Genomic DNA, 17,015 nt, shown 5'->3' with positions numbered 1-17,015 from the left:
GGACCTGCCCCACGTTTGTGGATTGGCAGGTCCTGCTTCTTTATGCTGCTGTCTCTGACCCGTCGCCGTCCCCCGTGGCGTCGGGGTCCGGTGTGATGGTCGTTGGGTGGGTCCGGGTGGTGATGACCTTCTTGCCGGACTGGCCGGTCATGACGCTGTCGATGGCGGTCCTGCCGCGGTCGGGCGCGTCGGGCATGAGGTGGCCGTAGTACTCGAAGGTGATGTCGGGGCTGCTGTGGCCCAGCCAGACCGCGACATCGGTGATCGGTACGCCGTTGGCGAGCATGGAGGAGGCGAAGAAGTGCCGCAGCGCGTGGGTCTTGGAGAACGAGATCTTCGACCGCGTGAGTGCCGGGCGCCAGACCTGGTAACGGAAGTAGTACTGGTACAGCAGGCCGGTGCGGCTGTGGTTAGGAAAGAGGAGCTGGACCTCGCCCTGGCTGCTCTGCCATGCGACGGTGCCGTACTTCTTCAGATGCGCGCGCAGGACCACGGCGACGATCTTGGGCAGCGGCACGGTGCGGCCGGGAGACTCGGCGTCGCGGTGTTTGGTGTACATCTTCAGCTGTAGGCCGGCGTTCTTGCCGCTGTCGCTCTCGCCGTCCTCGGTGATCTGCCGGTTGATGTGCAGCAGTCCTCGGCGGAAGTCGATCTGGTCTCGGCATAGACCCGTCGCCTCGGCGACGCGCAGTCCGCAGCCGGCCATCAGCCAAAGCATCGCGGCGTATCGGGGATCGAAGGCAGCGATGAGCGCTTCGATCTCGGCCAGCGTCGGGACGACGATCTTCTCTTTCACCACGCGGCGTACGTTCGCGCGTCGGCCGGGAAGCTTGGCCCGCTTGGCCGGGTTGCGGCCGAGTTCGTCGTTGTCGACCGCCCATTGCAGCGCAGAGCTTAGATAACCGAAACGTATCTGAATGGTCTGCGGTTGATACTTCTTGGTGTCGCGCATCCACAAGATCCACGCCTGGATGTCGGCGAGCTTGAGCGCGCCGGTCGTCTTCGCCTTGAAGTAGGGCTTGATCGCCTGGTTGAGCACGTACCGGTACTGCCGGATGCTGGAGCTCTCCAGGCCCCGGGAAGTGCCCCACCGCTCGAACAGTGCTGCGACGGTTTCGGTGCCCCGCTCGGCCTCCAGGTACGTGCCCGTGTCGAGTTCACGCTCCTTGCGGGTCCGAAAGTTCTGCGCATCGACCTTGCGGCGGAACGTCTTCTGCCGTTGCCGACGGTCGGGGTCCAGCCAGAAACAGGTGTAGCCGGGGCCATCGGTGCTGGGGCTTATCCATGCTCGTGCCATGAGGGGGACTCCTTGGGGCGGTGCAGGCTTGCCGGGGTCAGGGCGCACGTCATCGCCCCGGATCGCGCACGGCGAGCGGATTGAGGACAGGAGGTATCGCCCCGGTGGCCAGACGTGGCTGCGGGTTGAGAGGGGTGTGCGGAAGCGGCCGCTGGCGAGTGAGGGGCGCTGCGGACCCTCGGGTACGAGTTATCGCTTCGTGACCAAGCCGCAGGTCACGAGTGGTCTGTTAGAACGATGAGCGGTGGTGAGGGTGTTTACTCGAGCCGGTCGAGAAAAGCGTCGATCATCGTGATGAGTTTGTCGGCGGGTGCGCCGTCGGCGGCGGCGGTGCGAACCTCACCCAGTACCTCGCGGACCTGCTGGCGGGTCTTGCGGCGGATCTCGTCGCTGTCGGCGAAGAAGCCGTCGAATGCGGCCTGTGCCCTAGCCAGGAACTCGTCGCGCAGCTGTTGCGGCACGCCGCGGCCGGATGGTTCGAGTGATTCGGCCGCGGTCGCCTCGTAGTGCGCCGCGTCGTTGCCGTTGAGCGCTTCGTCGCCGCGCATCCACCGCAGCAACCGACTCGAGTCGACCACCACGCCGGGCGCGACCTGCACCTGCAGGTCGGCACCGGGAATTAGCAGAGCCTCCGGTGGAACGTCCAGCGCGTAGGCGAAGCGCATCAGCTCGTCCACCGTGACCGGGGTCCGGCGTCGGCCCGCCTCGATGTTCATCAACACCGTCGCCGACATCGCTGGGTCGTCGTACAGCTCAGCGGCCTTGTCCGGGTTCAGGCGCCGCTTCTTCCGAATTTCCTTGAGGCGCAGGCGCACCACCTCGCCCGGCGTTGCCTCACCCCCGAGCCGCTCACTTGTCATGTTCGTAAGTTTTACTCGCCCTGTTGACAAGTTGCAAGCCTGCCCGTCATATTACTTCCCTATACAGCAAGTAGCCGCCCAAAACTTACTGATTAGGCAAGTTATCTGATGATGCGAGAAGACCTGACCGGCATGTGGACCCACGAGGAAGCAGCTCGATACCTGGGCATCCAGCCCCAGACCTTGTACTTCATGAACTACAAGGGCAGCGGGCCCAAGTCGTACAAGGTAGGCAAGTACCGCCGCTACCGCAGGCGCGACATCGACGCGTGGCTCGAGGCGCACAGCTCCGAACGCTGACCACCCCTCAACCACCGTCCCGCCACCCCTGTTCGGAGCGAGCCAGCATGACCACCGGCACCAACTTTGCCCTGTTCTACGTCGACGACTCCGGCAGCGAAGCCCACGGCCTGACCACGTTTAGCTGGATCCGGATCGACCCAGCGCACTGGGCTGGCGCCACCCAGCGTTGGCTCCGATTCCGTGCCGGGGTCTACCGCCGTCATGGCATAGCCGCCGACACCAGGCTCCACGCCACAGACCTCGCTGGTGGCCGAGGAACCTGGGCGCAAGCTTCTGCCGTCAAGACCAGGACCAGGGCCAGGCGCGAAGGCCTCAGCGTCATTCAGGACGGACTGAACGCAATGGCCGCCCTGCCGGGCATCACGCTGGGCAGCGTCTACCGCCGCACCAACGCTCACGGACGCGACTTCGAACGCGACAAGCAAGACCTCTACCGCTGCATGATCGCGAGGCTCGACGCTGAACTACGGGAGGCTGGTGCCTTCGGCGTCGTCGTAGTGGACGGCGACGGCACGAACGTTGGCTACAACCGCGGGCACCGCAGCCTCGACAACGGTCGTGCCCTGATTGAGGACCCCTTCTTTCGGCACGCCAGTACGAGCCAGTGGGTCCAAATCGCCGATCTGGCGGCATGGTCCGGATATCGGTCTTTACGTCCTACCGGACGGAGAGACAAGAGCGCCACGTGGTACGGCCAAATCCTGCGGCACCTTGACAGGGACGGAGGGCCAGTTGAGCTTTGAACGCTCGGCAACCTACCGCGGCGATCCCCGAGTGGCTGCTGCGCTCTTGATTCGATTGACCACCGCGAGGACTCGCGGATCGAGGCAGGCGTCGGTGTCGATCATGAGCGGCCCGTAGCAGCATGGGCGCAGGAGCAGCACCCGCCCCCGGCGCAAGCGGTGTCATAGCCCCCACTCCCGGCAACCTCGATGGGAGCGCAACGTTGAGGCACTCCTTCTCGCCTTGGCCGGCTCGGGGGCTTGACACCGGTAGACGGGGGAGGAGCGTCGCTCCTCGCCCAGCGTGAAACGGGCTGCACGATTCGAGCAGGTCGTTCCGGTACCAGCGCACCAACTCTTTCTGACCTCGCTCGCGCGATTTCAGCCTCTCTTGGCCCCACAAGCCCACTGGGGCGTTGAGTCAGCTAGACGTGACAGCTCAGCCATCGCCTCCACTCTGCCCGTATACGCCTGCGCGTGGCCGTCGCCGACACGCGCTCCGTGCTCCGCGATTTCCGACGGCCGGTCGTTTCCCGGTGCGCGCTTCGATGCAGACGCTGGGCGCGTTAGCGCTCGCGGAGAAGCTCGAGATCGACGGGGCCCTACCGCGGCGGAGGCGCCGCAGCGTCCAATGCGCCGGACTGCATTGCACTCCACCACCTGGCGGCGCCCCAGCCGTACCCGGCCGGTGGAACCTGGGCTGCACGACACTCGCGAAACCGCCCGGTGGAAGCTGCAACGGAGACCGGCCTTAATCGGCCGGTGGAACGTTGAACTCGTGGCCTTCGCGGGTGGCACCCCACAGGCTGCAACGGAGACCGGCCCTACCTGGCCGGTGAAACCGTGACGTTCGTGGTGATGCCCGCCAACTCTTCGAGGCTGCAACGGAGACCGGCCGTACCCGGCCGGTGAAACAACAGCACCCCGGCCGCGCCAGTCGAGACCAAAGTGCTGCAACGGAGACCGGCCGGTGAAACGGGCAATCTCATGGTGACGGAGGATCGCGGACGTGGAAGCTGCAACGGAGACCGGCCGTACCCGGCCGGTGCAACTGCGGCGATTCGCCGGTCTGTGTCGAACTGGCGGGCGCTGCAACGGATACCGGCCGTACCCGGCCGGTGAAACACCCCACGGCCCCGAGTGTGCTGGTCTTCGTCCAGCTCGCTGCAACGGAGACCGGCCGCACCCGGCCGGTGAAACTTCGTGATCACCGCACGGCCTGATGTCGTCCAGCTCGCTGCAACGGAGACCGGCCGCACCCGGCCGGTGAAACCCTCCGCGGCCTGCAAAAATAGGCCGACATGGATGCCTTCAGAGGTGATCTTTATTTGTTATGTCGTTTCTGCCTCGGTTTTTGGTTCGGAACCTCGCGCTTGTGGCGTGATCGCTTATGGTTCCGAGCTGTGGAGGCGTCGCGCCATCGCCGGAGGCGGCCTGCTTCAGTTGTCAAGGTCCGTGGTTGAAGAAAACCTAAACATCCATGGGCGGTGCAGTGTTCTGGCGGCGGCATCTGCCTGGGATCCCCTACCGCGGCGGAGGCGCCGCAGCGTCCAATGCGCCGGACTGCATTGCACTCCACCACCTGGCGGCGCCCCAGCCGTACCCGGCCGGTGGAACCTGGGCTGCACGACACTCGCGAAACCGCCCGGTGGAAGCTGCAACGGAGACCGGCCGTACCCAGCCGGTGAAACGCAGGGCGTTGGCCAGTAGGTCGGGTGGTCGGCGGCGCTGCAACGGAGACCGGCCTTAATCGGCCGGTGGAACGTTGAACTCGTGGCCTTCGCGGGTGGCACCCCACAGGCTGCAACGGAGGCCGGCCCACCCGTTCGGTGAAACCCTCGCAAGGCGGTCGCGGACTCCCGCCGCTACTTCCTGCTGCAACGGAGACCGGCCGCACCGGCCGGTGAAACACACTGACGCCATCCTCAGTGACCCAGCCCAGCTCCTTGCTGCAACGGAGACCGGCCGTACCCGGCCGGTGAAACCGGGTTCGTCGTGGCCCTAGGCGACATGCAGTTCGGGCTGCAACGGAGACCGGCCCCCCCGGCCGGTGAAACGCAGGCGGCCGTGGCCGGCATCACCCAGGCGGTCACGCTGCAACGGAGACCGGCCGTACCCGGCCGGTGAAACCCGCGTGGAGGTGATTTTCCGCGCGCCCTCCAGGGCAGAGCTGCAACGGAGACCAGCCGCACCCGGCCGGTGAAACGGCATCGTCATCTCAGACACCCACGGCAACCTCGTGGAGCTGCAACGGAGACCGGCCGCACCCGGCCGGTGAAACGGGGCCGCGCCGATGATGTCGAGCGTGGGCTTGGTGCTGCAACGGAGACCGGCCGCACCCGGCCGGTGAAACTGGGCGGTCGGCTCCCAGTAGGAGACCGGCGTCATCCGGCTGCAACGGAGACCGGCCGCACCCGGCCGGTGAAACGGAGTCGTGGGCCCCCGACCTGTCGCCCATGAGCGTGCTGCAACGGAGACCGGCCGCGCCCGCCCGGTGGAACCATCCGCACTGCTGACCGCCAGGTGGCGCGACGCGTGGCTGCAACGGAGACCGGCCGCACCCGGCCGGTGAAACCTGCCCAAGCCGGACAACGAGGACACCGAAGACGTGCTGCAACGGAGACCGGCCGCACCCGGCCGGTGAAACCGACGCGTTGCGCGCGGACGTGACGGCGCTGCGAACGCTGCAACGGAGACCGGCCGCACCCGGCCGGTGAAACTGGGACCTCTACGGGGCGGTCATCCCCAAGACCGCGGTGCTGCAACGGAGACCGGCCGTACCCGGCCGGTGAAACCACCGACGGGCCGGAGCCTCGGTTCTTAACCGCGTAGCTGCAACGGACACCGGCCGTACCCGGCCGGTGAAACGTTGCCGGGGGAGCCGTCGGCGAACCGGGCGATCTCGCTGCAACGGAGACCGGCCGTGCCCGGCCGGTGAAACTTGCGTCGTAGCGGGTCGCGAGCAGGAACCGCCAGCTGCAACGGAGACCGGCCGTGCCCGGCCAGTGAAACGGGTCGCGGGGTCGGCGCGCATGTAGTCGTCGAGGTCACTGCAACGGAGACCGGCCGTACCCGGCCGGTGAAACTCGCGGTGCATGGTGCTCGCGGGCCGCCGCTACGCGGTGCTGCAACGGAGACCGGGCCGTACCCGGCCGGTGAAACTACGCGATGACCATGTTGCGGCCCTGCTGCGGCATCCGGCTGCAACGGAGACCGGCCGCACCCGGCCGGTGAAACACGCCAACGGGGCGGCCGCCGGGATGACCAACGCCAAGCAGCTGCAACGGACGCCGGCCGTACCCGGCCGGCGAAACCCGCCGCCTTGTCGTAGTCGGCGTCGCGGGGCTGCCGGCTGCAACGGAGACCGGCCGTACCCGGCCGGTGAAACCGGGTTCGTCGTGGCCCTGGGCGACATGCAGTTCGGGCTGCAACGGAGACCGGCCGCACCCGGCCGGTGAAACATTTGATGATCAGGTTGGGGGTTGCGGCGTTGCGGAAGCTGCAACGGAGACCGGCCGCACCCGGCCGGTGAAACATTTGATGATCAGGTTGGGGGTTGCGGCGTTGCGGAAGCTGCAACGGACACCGGCCGCACCCGGCCGGTGAAACACCGACATCTACGAGCTGGGACGCCTCGACGAACGCCTCGCTGCAACGGAGACCGGCCGCACCCGGCCGGTGAAACCCTTTGCGGCCTGCAAGAATAGGCCGACATGGATGCCTTCGGAGGTGATCTTTGTTTGTTATGTCGTTTCTGCCCTGGTCTCTTGGTTCGGAACCTCGCGCTTGTGTCGTGATCGCTTATGGTTCCGAGCTGTGGAGGCGTCGCGTCATCGCCGGAGGCGGCCTGCTTCAGTTGTCAAGGTCCGTGGTTGAAGAAAACCTAAACATCCGTAGGTGGTGCAGTTTCTCTGGCGGCGGCATCTGCGTGGGAGCCGCCAGGCTTAGCGAGCGATCACACTTCTTGGTGCCGTCGCCGTTTCGGACCGGCGCCAGAATAGCTCGGGGTCTTCGCCGGGAGAGCTGAAGCCGCATCGACACGATGTGTCAGCTGGGTACCGCCGCCGGTTGAGTGACGCGATGAGGCCCAAGCTCCATGACGCTGCGTAGCAAGTTGGGCATCGTCGACCTGTGGACGCGGGGTCGCACGGCGGAAGATCTCCGCCTGGCGTCGGACGGCGTTGAACGTTGCTGGTCATTGCTGGGAGGCCGGGCGACCAGAAGTGAGCCACGTTGGACGCGATGGACCTGCGCGAGTTCTGGGGAAATCCTGGGGAGGCCCCTTGGAGGGGGAGCTTTTCCCCTCGAAGGGAGCCCTGGCAAGGCTGGCTGTAAGAGAGTTTCTCCAGCTCAGATGCGGTGTCCGGAAATCGCCCGGGAGATGACCAGCCGCTGGATTTCGGAGGTGCCCTCGAAGATGGTGTAGATCTTGGCGTCGCGGTACCAGCGCTCGACCGGGTGGTCGCGCAGGAATCCGGCGCCGCCGAGCAGTTGTACCGCCTTCTCGGTGACGGACACCGCGACCTCGCCGGCCTTGAGCTTGGACATCGAGCCCTCGCCCGCGGTGAACGGGCGGTTGTTGCGGCCCATCCAGGAGGCCCGCCAGACCAGCAGTCGCGCGGCGTCGATCTCCATGCGCATGTCGGCCAGCGTGAACGCGACCGCCTGGTTCTCGATGATCGGCCGTCCGAACTGGACCCGGTCCTTGGCGTAGTCCAGGGCGTACTCGTAGGCGGCCCGCGCCACGCCGAGTGCCTGCGCGCCCACGGTGGGTCGGGACAGTTCGAAGGTACGCATCGCGGCCTGCCCGCTGGCGCGTTGCCCGGACCGGGCTCGTGCCAGGCGTTCGTCCAGGGCGTCCTTGCCGCCGAGCAGGCAGCGGCCGGGCACGCGTACCTCGTCGAGGAAGACGTCGGCGGTGTGCGACGCGCGCAGGCCGAGCTTGCGCAGCTTGCGGGTCGCGGCCAGGCCGGGGGTGCCCGGCGGTACGACGAACGCCGCCTGACCGCGCGAGCCGAGCGTGGGATCCACGGAGGCGGTGACCACGTGCACTCCGGCGATGCCGCCGTTGGTGGCGTACGCCTTCTGGCCGGTGAGCACCCACTCGTCGGTGGCCTCGTCGTAGACGGCGCGGGTGCGCATCGCGCTGACGTCGGAACCGGCCTCGGGTTCGCTGCTGCAGAACGCGGCGACGGCGGGCGAGTCGACGTCGCCGAAGCACTGCGGCACCCACTCGACCATCTGGTCCGGGGTGCCGGTGCCGTAGATGGCGGCGACGGCGAGGGAGGTGCCGAAGATGCTCAGGCCGATGCCGGCGTCACCCCAGAAGAGTTCCTCGCTGGCGATGGGCAGGGACAGCCCGGTCGGGTCGGCCCAGCAGGTGGCGAGGAACTCGAAGCCGTAGAGGCCGACCTTCGCGGCCTCCTGGATCACCGGCCACGGGGTGTCCTCGCGTTCGTCCCACTCGGCGGCGGCCGGGCGCACGACCTCGGCGGCGAAGCCGTGCACCCAGTCGCGTAGATCCCGCTGTTCCTCGTTCAGGTCGAGCGAGAACTCGGCCATGTCAGGCCTTGGGGATGTCGAACAGGTTGGCGATGTTGGCGGCGAGGCCGAGGTCGCCCTTCGCCTTCAGCTTGCCGGTCATGAACATCATGACCGGGTTGGCGCCGCCGGAGACGATCTTCAGGAACTCGACCGGGCCCATGGTGAGGCTCAGCTTCGGGTCGTGCTGCGGGGTCTCGTTCACCTCGCACTTGCCGTCGGCGATGGCCACCTCGTAGGTGTCGCTGCCGCCGTCGGGGCGACCGGTGATGATCCAGTGGATGACCGCGTTGGTGGAGCCGGCCCGGTCCGCGCGGAACAGCGACGGCATCCGGCCGAACACCTCACCGAGGACCTTGCCGCGCAGCTCGCCGGCCATCACCTGGGCGATCTTGTCGTCCGGGGTGGACTTGACCAGCTGGGCGAACTCCTTGGGCCCGACGTTGGCGAAGTTGGCCGGGTCGAAGTCAGTCATGAGACGCGCCTTCCGGAAGATTTGGCTACTCGTGCGTAACCCTACGCACGAGTAGGTATGCTCGCAAGGTGTCCACGCCTCCCGCGTTCAAGCGCCTCCCGCGCGCCGTACGCGAGCAACAGATGCTCGACGCGGCCGTGAAGGTCTTCTCCCGGCGCGGCTTCCACGCCGCCAGCATGGACGAGATCGCGGAGGACGCCGGCATCTCCAAACCCATGGTGTACGCGTACCTCGGCACCAAGGAGGAGCTCTTCGTCGCCTGCCTGCACCGGGAAGGGACCCGGATGATGCAGGCCATCGCCGGTGCCGCCGCCCCCGACCTGCCGGCCGACGAGCGGCTGTGGCGTGGACTCAAGGCGTTCTTCGGCTTCGTGGGCGCGCACCGCGACGGCTGGGCGGTGCTCTACCGGCAGGCCCGCGGCGAGCAGCCGTTCGCCGGTGAACTGGCCACCATGCGCGCCCGGCTGGTCGAGGTGGTCGCCGGGATGCTCGACCACGCGCTGCGCGAGGAGGGTCGCGAGATCGCGCCCACCGACCTGGAGGTCGTCGCGTACGCCCTGGTCGGCGCGACCGAGTCGCTGGCCGACTGGCTCGCCGACCACCCGGAGGCCGACCCGGAGAAGACTGCCACCCGGATGATGAACGTGGCCTGGCTCGGCGCCGCCCAGCTTCTGCACGGCGTCACCTGGCGTCCGCCGGTCGACTGACGGCCTCGGCGGAGAAAGCCTCGGTGTCCGGCGTCGCACGGCGGTGGTTGCGCAGCCAGCGGGCCACCTCGACGACCACCGTCACCGTCAGGGCGAGGCCCAGACCGAGCAGGAGACCGCGAAGAGGATCCTGCTCGAACGCCAGCCCGCCGACGTAGCCGACCAGCGCCGAGTAGAGCCCCCACGAGCCGGCGGCGAGCGCGTCGAAGGCCAGAAAACGTCGCCGGGGGAACCGCACCGCACCCATGGTGAGGGTGACCGCGGTCCGGCCGCCCGGCACGTAGCGGGCCACGGTGAGGATCAGACCACCGCGCGTCGCGATTCCCCGACGGGCCCGGTCGATGGCCCTTGAGCGTCGGCCGTCGGCCGGCAGCCGGCCCAGCAGTCGCGCTCCGCCGCCCCGCCCGATGGCGTACGAGACGTGGTCGCCGACGAGCGCCCCGGCGGCGGCCACCACGATGACCGCGGGCAGGTACGGCGTTCCCGAGGCGGCGAACACCCCGGCCGTGATCACCGCCGTCTCGCTCGGCACCACCGGAAAGAAGCCGTCGAGCACGGCGATGGCGAAGAGGGCCAGGTACACCCAGGGCGAGGACATCGTGTCGTGCAGCAGGTCGAGCAGATCCATGATCCTGATGCTGCTGTCCGGGGCGGCCCCCGCCATCGGCCAGTGGTCAGGCGGGCGACACTACTTAGGTAGCTGTCGGCCCGGACGACGGCTCAGGGTGTTCCCCCACCACACCCCCGTCCTGTGCCGCGAGGCGGGCCGGCCCGTCCACCAAGCCCTACGCTCGCTGCGTGGCATCCACCACCGTCGCCGTCCGGCGAGCCTTCCAGCGGTACGCCTCGCTGCTGCTCGCGGTCGTGGTCGGGGCAGCGGTGTGGGCCAGCGCGGCCGGTGACCTCGGGGTCCGCTCGCCGCTGCCGGGCGTCGTCACGCTGGTCCTCGCCGTCGCCTCCGGCTGGGCCAGCGCTGCCGTGGGTACCCGTCGCTGGCCGTTGTTCCTGGTCGCGGCGGTTGGTTGGCTGGTGCTCGCCGCCGCGGCGGCCGGGGTGGTCGCCTCGTACCAGGCGGGGGTGCGGCTGCGGGGCCGCCAACTTGCCGGCTACCTCGTCGGCGTCGCCGTGGTGCTCGGCGGTGGGGTCGTGGTCGGGCAGCAGGTGGGTGGCGTACGCCGGATCACCACCGCGACCACCGGCAACGTGCTGCTGCTCGCCGTCTGCCTGGTCGGGCTTCCGTTGCTCTTCGGCCTCTGGATCCGCGCGCGTCGGGACACTCTCGCCGCGCTGCGGGACCGGGCCGAACGGCTGGAGCGCGAGCGGGAGGCCCACGCCGACCGGGTCCGCGCCGAGGAGCGGACCCGGATCGCGCGGGAGATGCACGACGTGGTGGCGCACCGGGTCTCGCTCATGGTCGTGCACGCCGGGGCCCTGGAGGTGACCGCCGCGAACCCGGCGACCGTCGAGACCGCCGCGCTCATCAGGACGACCGGCCGGGCGGCGCTCACCGACCTGCGTGAGGTGCTGGGTGTGCTCCGCCAGGCCGAGGCGGCGGTGTTGCCGGAGCGGGGGCTCGACGCGCTGGACGAGCTGATCGGGGAGTCCCGTGCCGCCGGTCTGCGGGTGTCCCGGGAGGACGAGGGCGCGCCGACCGCACTGCCCGCGACGTTGGGGCGCACCGCGTACCGGGTCGTCCGCGAGGCGTTGACCAACGTGCGCAAGCACGCGGCCGACGCCGAAACGGTCGTTCGCCTGCGCTTCCTCCCCGACGGGCTGGAGGTCGTCGTGCGCAACGGTCCGTCCGTGGCCGGGCCGGAGCTGCCCGGTGCCGGGCAAGGGCTGCTCGGGCTGCGGGAGCGGGTGGAACTGCTCGGCGGCCGGCTGGACGCGACGTCCGTCGACGGCGGTTTCCTGGTCCGGGCCCTGCTCCCGCTGGCGGGTGTGGCGTGATCCGGGTGCTGGTCGTCGACGACGAGCAGCTCGTCCGCGCCGGGCTACGGCTCATCCTCGAGGCGGCGAAGGACATCACCGTGGTCGGCGAGGCGGCGAACGGCGCCGGCGCGCTGGAGCAGGCCCACCGGTTGCGCCCCGACGTGGTGCTGCTCGACGTGCGGATGCCGGGCGTCGACGGGCTGACCGTCGCGCCGGAGTTGGTCGCCGCCGGCCCGAGGGTGATCATGCTGACCACCTTCGACCTCGACGAGTACGTGCACGGGGCGCTGCGTGCCGGTGCGGTCGGCTTCCTGCTCAAGGACACTCCGCCCCACGAGTTGGCCGCCGCCGTCCGTACGGTGGCCGCCGGCCACGCGATGCTGGCCCCGACGGTGACCCGGCGGCTGATCAGCTCGTTCGCCGAGCGAGGTCCGGCCCGTCGGGACGCGGCTCGCGAACGGCTCGCCGCGCTCACCGGACGGGAGCTGGAGATCGTGCGGGAGGTGGCACGCGGGCACGGCAACGCCGAGATCGCCAGGCGGCTGACGATGAGCGAGGCCACCGTGAAGGCGCATGTCAGCCGGGCGCTGGCGAAACTGCACGTGGGCAATCGGGTGCGGTTGGCGATCCTGGTGCACGACGCCGACCTGCTGTGACGTGCCCCGGTGGCCGGGCGGCGATCACCGGCGGGAGGCCGCGCGCCGGTGTGCCTGGCGGCGTAGCCACCGGATCCCCTCCAGGCCGAAGGTGATGACGAGGGAGACTCCCACCCCGACCAGTACGCCCTTCACCGGGTCGCGTTCGAAGGCCAGCCCGCCGAAGTATCCCAGCAGGCCGCAGTACACGGCCCAGGTGAACGCCCCGATGCTGTCGTAGAGCAGGAACGCGCGGCGGGAGTAGCCCACCGCGCCCATGGTGAGGGTGACGGCGGTCCGGCCACCCGGGACGTACCGGCTGGTGGTCAGGATCATCCCGCCCCGGCGGTCCACCGCGCGGCGGGCCCAGTCGGAGCTGGCTCGCCGGCGGCTGCCGTCGGGCAGCCGGGCCAGCCGGCTCGCGCCACCGCCGCGCCCGATGGCGTACGAGATGTGGTCGCCGACCAGCGCGCCCACGCCGGCGCTGACGATCACGAGGGTGAGGCTGGGGTGACCGCCGCTGGCGGACAGCACCCCGGCGGTGATCACGGCGGCCTCGCCGGGCACCGCAGGGAAGAACGCGTCGACCGCGGTGAGGCCGAAGATCACCAGGTACACCCATGGCGAGGTGACCGTCCCACGGAGGAGGTCGAGCAGGGCGTCCATGCCCCCATGTTTGATGGCTCGGCGGCGGTCGGTGGCGCTTCGCCGACATTGCGCCGAATGGTCATCCGATCACCCCCTTGGCGCGGGCGACGAACTCCCGCACCTCGGGGGCATGGCGTCGCTCACTGCTTCTCGCTGCTGGGCGGAGGGTAGTGGGCGCCGTTGAAGGTGACTCGCAGCGAGTACACCGAGGTTCCGGCGGTGATGAACAGGTGGTTGCGTTTCGGCCCACCGAAGGCGAGGTTGGCTACCGGTTCGGGTAGCAGCAGCTTGCCGATCAGGGTTCCGTCGGGATCGAAGCAGTGCACACCGTCCCAGGCCCCCGCCCACACCCGCCCAGCGTCGTCGAGACGAATGCCGTCGAAACGGCCGAAGTCGCACTCAGCGAAGATCTTCCCACCGCTGAGGCTGCCATCGGCGGTGACGTCGAAGACGCGGATGTGACTCGGGTCCTGTCGGGTGTCCACCACGTAGAGCTGCTGTTCGTCGGCCGAGAACGCCAGGCCGTTGGGGCGGCTGAAGTCATTCGCGACGACGCGCATGTCGCCCGTCGCAGGGTCCAGGCGGAACACATAACAGGCGCCGTCGAACTCGTTGTCGCCTCTGTTGCCCTCATAGTCGTTGTGGATGCCGTAACTCGGGTCGGTGAACCAGATCGTGCCGTCGGCGCGGACGACCACGTCGTTGGGGCTGTTGAGCCGCTTGCCCTGGAAGCCGTCGGCCAGCACGGTGATCGTGCCGTCGTGCTCGGTGCGGGTGACCCGCCGATTGCCCTGCTCGCACGTGACAAGCCGACCCTGGCGGTCCACGGTGTTGCCGTTGGCGTAGCCCGAGCCGTGGCGGAAGACGCCGACAGCGCCGGTGGTCTCATCCCAGCGCAGCATCCGGTCGTTGGGGATGTCGCTCCACACCAGGTAGCGGCCTGCCGGAAAATACGCCGGCCCCTCAGTCTTGCGTGCGCCGCTGTGTAGCAGTTCGACGACAAAGTCGCCGTCGCAGCCACGGAACCGCTCATCCAGCAGGCGGAATTCAGTGGGAACAGTGTCGGTCATCGCCATCCCTCCCCTTGCGCCGGAGCACCATTCGGCAAAGGCACGTGGAAACCATGCCTGGTATGGTAGGCGCGCCGGTCAACCGAATTTCGTTCAACGGAGATGCCTCGGTGGTAGATGACATCGACCGCGCGCTGCTGGCGCAGCTGCAGCGCGACGCCACCCAGTCCTATGCGGCACTGGCCAAGGCGGTGGGACTGTCCGCCGGCTCCGCCCATGACCGCGTACGCAAACTGCGCGAACGCGGCGTGATCCGCCGGACCACCGTCGACGTCTCCCCGGCGCTCGTCGGCCGTGGCGTGTCGGCGTTCGTGATGGTCAATGCCGACTCCTGGATGGGCGACGCCCGGACCAGCGACGCGCTTGCGGCTATTCCCGAGATCCAGGAAGCGCACATCATCGCCGGCGCGGCATCACTGCTGGTGAAGATCCGTACCGCGACGACCGAAGACCTGCAAGCGGCGCTGCGCCGCATCTTCGGGGTCGACGGCGTCACCGGCACCCAGGCCATGGTCGTGCTGGAGACGTTCTTCGAGCGTTCGGTGAGCGTGCTCGACCAGCCCAGCGACCCGCACCCGCCGGACGCCGACGCGCCGCTACGTTGAGACCGAGCCGACCAGGGCCGGTGGGGCGAGCAGCGGACCGCACGGGATCTTGTCGTCGGCGGTGGGCCCGTGCGAGGTCAGCACCACCGGTGTGGCCAACTCCGCGCCCACCGCCTCGGCCCAGTCGGCCGGAGCGTCGTCGTACACCGGGCGGGAGCGCAGCAGGCGGTCGGTGAGCGCGGCCTGCCGGTCCAGGTCGCCGGGCGGGCCGGGGATGAGCCGGTCGCCGGTGTCGTAACGACGGCAGATCCGCAGGTCGGGACCGGCGAGGTCGAGATGGGTCAGCGCCAGGCCGTCGACCCCGCCGGCCGCCGCGAGGGCGTACCGGTGGGCGACGGCGTCGAAGTGGCCGAACCGGAACCGGCCCTGCCACGGGTTCGTCGGGTTGTGCCCGTCGACGAAGGGCAGCGTCGGGTCCTCGGTCACCAGCGGGCCGGGACCGTGCCGGGTGGTGACGGTCCGCAGCACGCCGATCCGGGTCAGCTCGCCGGCCTGTCCCGCCTCGGCGAGCAGCCGGTCGACGTTGGTGAACGTGGTGGTGCTCCACGTCGTGTACGGGTGGAAGCCGTGCCACTCGTCGAGCAGCACCCCCTGCGCGCCCTCGAAGACGCAGGTCCCCGAGCGCAGCGCCCCGGCGAGCCAGGTCCGGTCGACGATGGCGACCCGGCCGGCGAACCCGGTGTACGCGGGCAGGCAGTCCTGCACCGGCGGCGCGTCCAGCGGGCCGAGTTCGACGGTCAGCCGGTCCCGCAGAACCGTCAACCGGCGGCGCAGCAGGGCAGGACGCCGGCAGTCGCCGACCCGGGGCGCGTCCTCGGGGTGGGCGAGGCCGTACGCGACGGTCTCGCCCACCCCCAGCCCGCAGGAGCCGTGCCGGGCGGCGCCCCGGGCGATCTCCCGGGCCCGGTTGGCGGCCTGGTGGTACGGGGTGGCGAGCAGCGCCTCGGAGTCGACGGTCAGCCGGTCCAGCGCGTCGGGCACCCCGACCGTGGCGAGATGGTCGGCCTCGGCGGCCAGGGCCAGCGGATCCACCACCACGTGCCGGGACAGGTGTGTCCCGACGCCGGGGTGGAACGTGCCCGCGCCGAACTGCGCGAACGTGTGGTGCCGCCCGTCGCGCAGGACGACGTTGTGCGCCGCCTGCGCGCCCCCGTTGAAGCGGACCACCGTGTGCACCGGGCGGGTGGCGCAGAGCCAGTCCACGACCGTGCCCTTGCCGGCGTCGCCGAAGCCGAGGTCGACCACCGCCACGTGATTCACAGCCGGGTCACCCCGCCGGTGGTGTCGTGGAACGCCGGCAGCGTCGACACCTCGGCCCGCCGACCCCGGCCGAGGCGGGCCAGCGCCTTGGACACCGTGCCGGTGGCGCCGGAGCCGGCGCGGTCCAGGTGGCGCAGGCCCTCGTCCAGGTCGATGGCCTGCTCGCCGAGGCCGATGGTGACCGCGATGGTCTCGCAGACCGCGTCCAGGTCGTCGAGCACGACGGCGTTCTGCCCGAGCAGGTCCCGCCAGAAGTCGAGCACCTTCGTGTTGCCGGCGTGGCTGCTGCCGGCGGGGAGCAGGTAGTAGGTGTCCCACCGCCGGGTCACCTCGTCGACGATCTGGCGCAGCGCCACGTCCTCGCCCAGGTTGTCACCGATCAGGCCGGCCACCTCCCGCGCCTTGACCCGCTGGTACGCCAGTTCGTCGCCGATGACGAACAGGTAGCCGCGCCGGCCGCGCTTCTCCCAGTTGTCGGTGGCGGTGTGCCGGGCCATGAAGTACAGGGCCAGCTCGTACGACTCGCTCATCTGCCCGCCGCCACCACCTTCGAGGACGATCCGGCCGAGGTCGTCGTCCATCCGGTTGTCCGACTCGAACTGGCCCACCTGCAGGGGCACCCGGTCGCAGGTGGCGTCGCCGATCGCCCCGAACATGATCTGCGGGTCGCTGGCGTAGCCCTGCCGTTGCAGCAGCCCGAGCAGTTGCGGCAGCTTGGTCTGCAGGACCCGCGGCACCATGCGCATCGAGCCGGTCACGTCGAAGAGCACCGCGACGGGCGTCGAGTGGGGGTGTTCGGCGGAGTCGCGGCTCTCCCGGGTCGCGTCGCGGGGGTCGAGCGCGGGGTGCACGGTCCGTGCCCCGCTGTCGCTGTAGGAGAACGCGCTGCGGCCGGTGGAGCGCCGGTAGCGGTCGGCGGCGTCGTACACGTCGGTGGACCAGGTTCCACTGCCCATGACA

At 69.4% G+C, this 17,015-nt stretch carries 15 protein-coding genes and 2 CRISPR repeat arrays; of the genes, 6 read left to right on the top strand and 9 right to left on the bottom strand.

The genetic code is table 11. The annotated features are described in order from the left end of the window. Positions 1-40 precede the first annotated feature (40 nt). Positions 41-1,297, bottom strand: coding sequence for a site-specific integrase (locus tag AB0I89_RS26630; protein ID WP_357132202.1), 1,257 nt, complete (start codon positions 1,295-1,297; stop codon positions 41-43). 257 nt (positions 1,298-1,554) lie between these two features. Continuing rightward, complete coding sequence (locus AB0I89_RS26625; RefSeq protein ID WP_357132199.1) at positions 1,555-2,157, bottom strand: helix-turn-helix transcriptional regulator; 603 nt, start codon at positions 2,155-2,157, stop codon at positions 1,555-1,557. A 111-nt stretch (positions 2,158-2,268) separates the two neighbouring features. Between AB0I89_RS26625 and AB0I89_RS26620 the strand changes: the two genes are divergently transcribed. Both AB0I89_RS26620 and AB0I89_RS26615 read left to right on the top strand, forming a co-directional pair. Further along, positions 2,269-2,457, top strand: a complete 189-nt coding sequence (locus tag AB0I89_RS26620; RefSeq protein WP_357132196.1) for a helix-turn-helix domain-containing protein — start codon at positions 2,269-2,271, stop codon at positions 2,455-2,457. Between the two features lie 47 nt (positions 2,458-2,504). Continuing rightward, the gene (locus tag AB0I89_RS26615; protein ID WP_357132193.1) at positions 2,505-3,203 is read left to right on the top strand and encodes a DUF3800 domain-containing protein; all 699 of its coding nucleotides are present in this window, start codon (positions 2,505-2,507) and stop codon (positions 3,201-3,203) included. A 649-nt stretch (positions 3,204-3,852) separates the two neighbouring features. Next, a CRISPR array of direct repeats spans positions 3,853-4,455; the repeat unit is 19 nt; unit sequence GCTGCAACGGAGACCGGCC. Between the two features lie 381 nt (positions 4,456-4,836). Next, positions 4,837-6,868: a CRISPR direct-repeat array (repeat unit 19 nt; unit sequence GCTGCAACGGAGACCGGCC). Between the two features lie 664 nt (positions 6,869-7,532). On the opposite strand, the gene AB0I89_RS26610 is transcribed toward AB0I89_RS26615, so the two are convergent. Then, positions 7,533-8,744 carry an acyl-CoA dehydrogenase family protein gene (locus tag AB0I89_RS26610; RefSeq protein ID WP_357132190.1) on the bottom strand — a complete coding sequence of 404 codons (1,212 nt, stop codon included), beginning with the start codon at positions 8,742-8,744 and terminating at the stop codon, positions 7,533-7,535. A gap of 1 nt (position 8,745) precedes the next feature. Then, positions 8,746-9,198: an SCP2 sterol-binding domain-containing protein gene (locus tag AB0I89_RS26605; RefSeq protein ID WP_355048433.1), complete on the bottom strand. Its 453-nt coding sequence runs from the start codon at positions 9,196-9,198 to the stop codon at positions 8,746-8,748. Positions 9,199-9,266: 68 nt separating this feature from the next. Here AB0I89_RS26605 and AB0I89_RS26600 point away from each other — a divergent pair, with 68 nt between their 5' ends. Then, positions 9,267-9,905 (top strand): TetR/AcrR family transcriptional regulator, encoded by a 639-nt coding sequence (locus AB0I89_RS26600; RefSeq protein WP_355048432.1) that lies wholly within the window; start codon positions 9,267-9,269, stop codon positions 9,903-9,905. Here the strand turns inward: AB0I89_RS26600 and AB0I89_RS26595 are convergent. Continuing rightward, positions 9,880-10,536, bottom strand: coding sequence for a VTT domain-containing protein (locus tag AB0I89_RS26595; RefSeq protein WP_357132279.1), 657 nt, complete (start codon positions 10,534-10,536; stop codon positions 9,880-9,882). The two genes, AB0I89_RS26600 and AB0I89_RS26595, sit on opposite strands and share 26 nt — an antisense overlap. A 167-nt stretch (positions 10,537-10,703) precedes the next feature. On the opposite strand from AB0I89_RS26595, the gene AB0I89_RS26590 reads away from it, so the two are divergent. Then, a complete protein-coding gene (locus tag AB0I89_RS26590) occupies positions 10,704-11,855 on the top strand; it encodes a histidine kinase (protein ID WP_357132185.1) in 1,152 nt (383 codons plus the stop codon). Next, the gene (locus AB0I89_RS26585; RefSeq protein ID WP_357132182.1) at positions 11,852-12,493 is read left to right on the top strand and encodes a response regulator transcription factor; all 642 of its coding nucleotides are present in this window, start codon (positions 11,852-11,854) and stop codon (positions 12,491-12,493) included. Before AB0I89_RS26590 ends, AB0I89_RS26585 begins: the two co-directional genes overlap by 4 nt. Positions 12,494-12,517: 24 nt before the next feature. Here the strand turns inward: AB0I89_RS26585 and AB0I89_RS26580 are convergent, their stop codons facing one another. Together AB0I89_RS26580 and AB0I89_RS26575 are read right to left on the bottom strand one after the other, a co-directional pair. Next, positions 12,518-13,138: a DedA family protein gene (locus AB0I89_RS26580; protein WP_355048429.1), complete on the bottom strand. Its 621-nt coding sequence runs from the start codon at positions 13,136-13,138 to the stop codon at positions 12,518-12,520. Between the two features lie 122 nt (positions 13,139-13,260). Further along, positions 13,261-14,190 (bottom strand): SMP-30/gluconolactonase/LRE family protein, encoded by a 930-nt coding sequence (locus AB0I89_RS26575; protein WP_357132276.1) that lies wholly within the window; start codon positions 14,188-14,190, stop codon positions 13,261-13,263. 110 nt (positions 14,191-14,300) lie between these two features. On the opposite strand from AB0I89_RS26575, the gene AB0I89_RS26570 reads away from it, so the two are divergent. Further along, positions 14,301-14,795 carry an Lrp/AsnC family transcriptional regulator gene (locus tag AB0I89_RS26570; protein ID WP_357132273.1) on the top strand — a complete coding sequence of 165 codons (495 nt, stop codon included), beginning with the start codon at positions 14,301-14,303 and terminating at the stop codon, positions 14,793-14,795. Here AB0I89_RS26570 and AB0I89_RS26565 read toward each other — a convergent pair. Further along, positions 14,787-16,055: an adenylosuccinate synthetase gene (locus AB0I89_RS26565; protein ID WP_357132178.1), complete on the bottom strand. Its 1,269-nt coding sequence runs from the start codon at positions 16,053-16,055 to the stop codon at positions 14,787-14,789. The two genes, AB0I89_RS26570 and AB0I89_RS26565, sit on opposite strands and share 9 nt — an antisense overlap. Further along, the gene (locus tag AB0I89_RS26560) at positions 16,052-17,011 is read right to left on the bottom strand and encodes a hypothetical protein (protein ID WP_357132175.1); all 960 of its coding nucleotides are present in this window, start codon (positions 17,009-17,011) and stop codon (positions 16,052-16,054) included. Before AB0I89_RS26560 ends, AB0I89_RS26565 begins: the two co-directional genes overlap by 4 nt. Between the last annotated feature and the right edge of the window lie 4 nt (positions 17,012-17,015).

The sequence above is a fragment of the Micromonospora sp. NPDC049801 genome (assembly GCF_040656575.1).
Classification (GTDB): domain Bacteria; phylum Actinomycetota; class Actinomycetes; order Mycobacteriales; family Micromonosporaceae; genus Micromonospora.
Note: the sequence above shows the minus strand (reverse complement) of the source record. Positions and strands in the feature narration are given on the sequence as shown.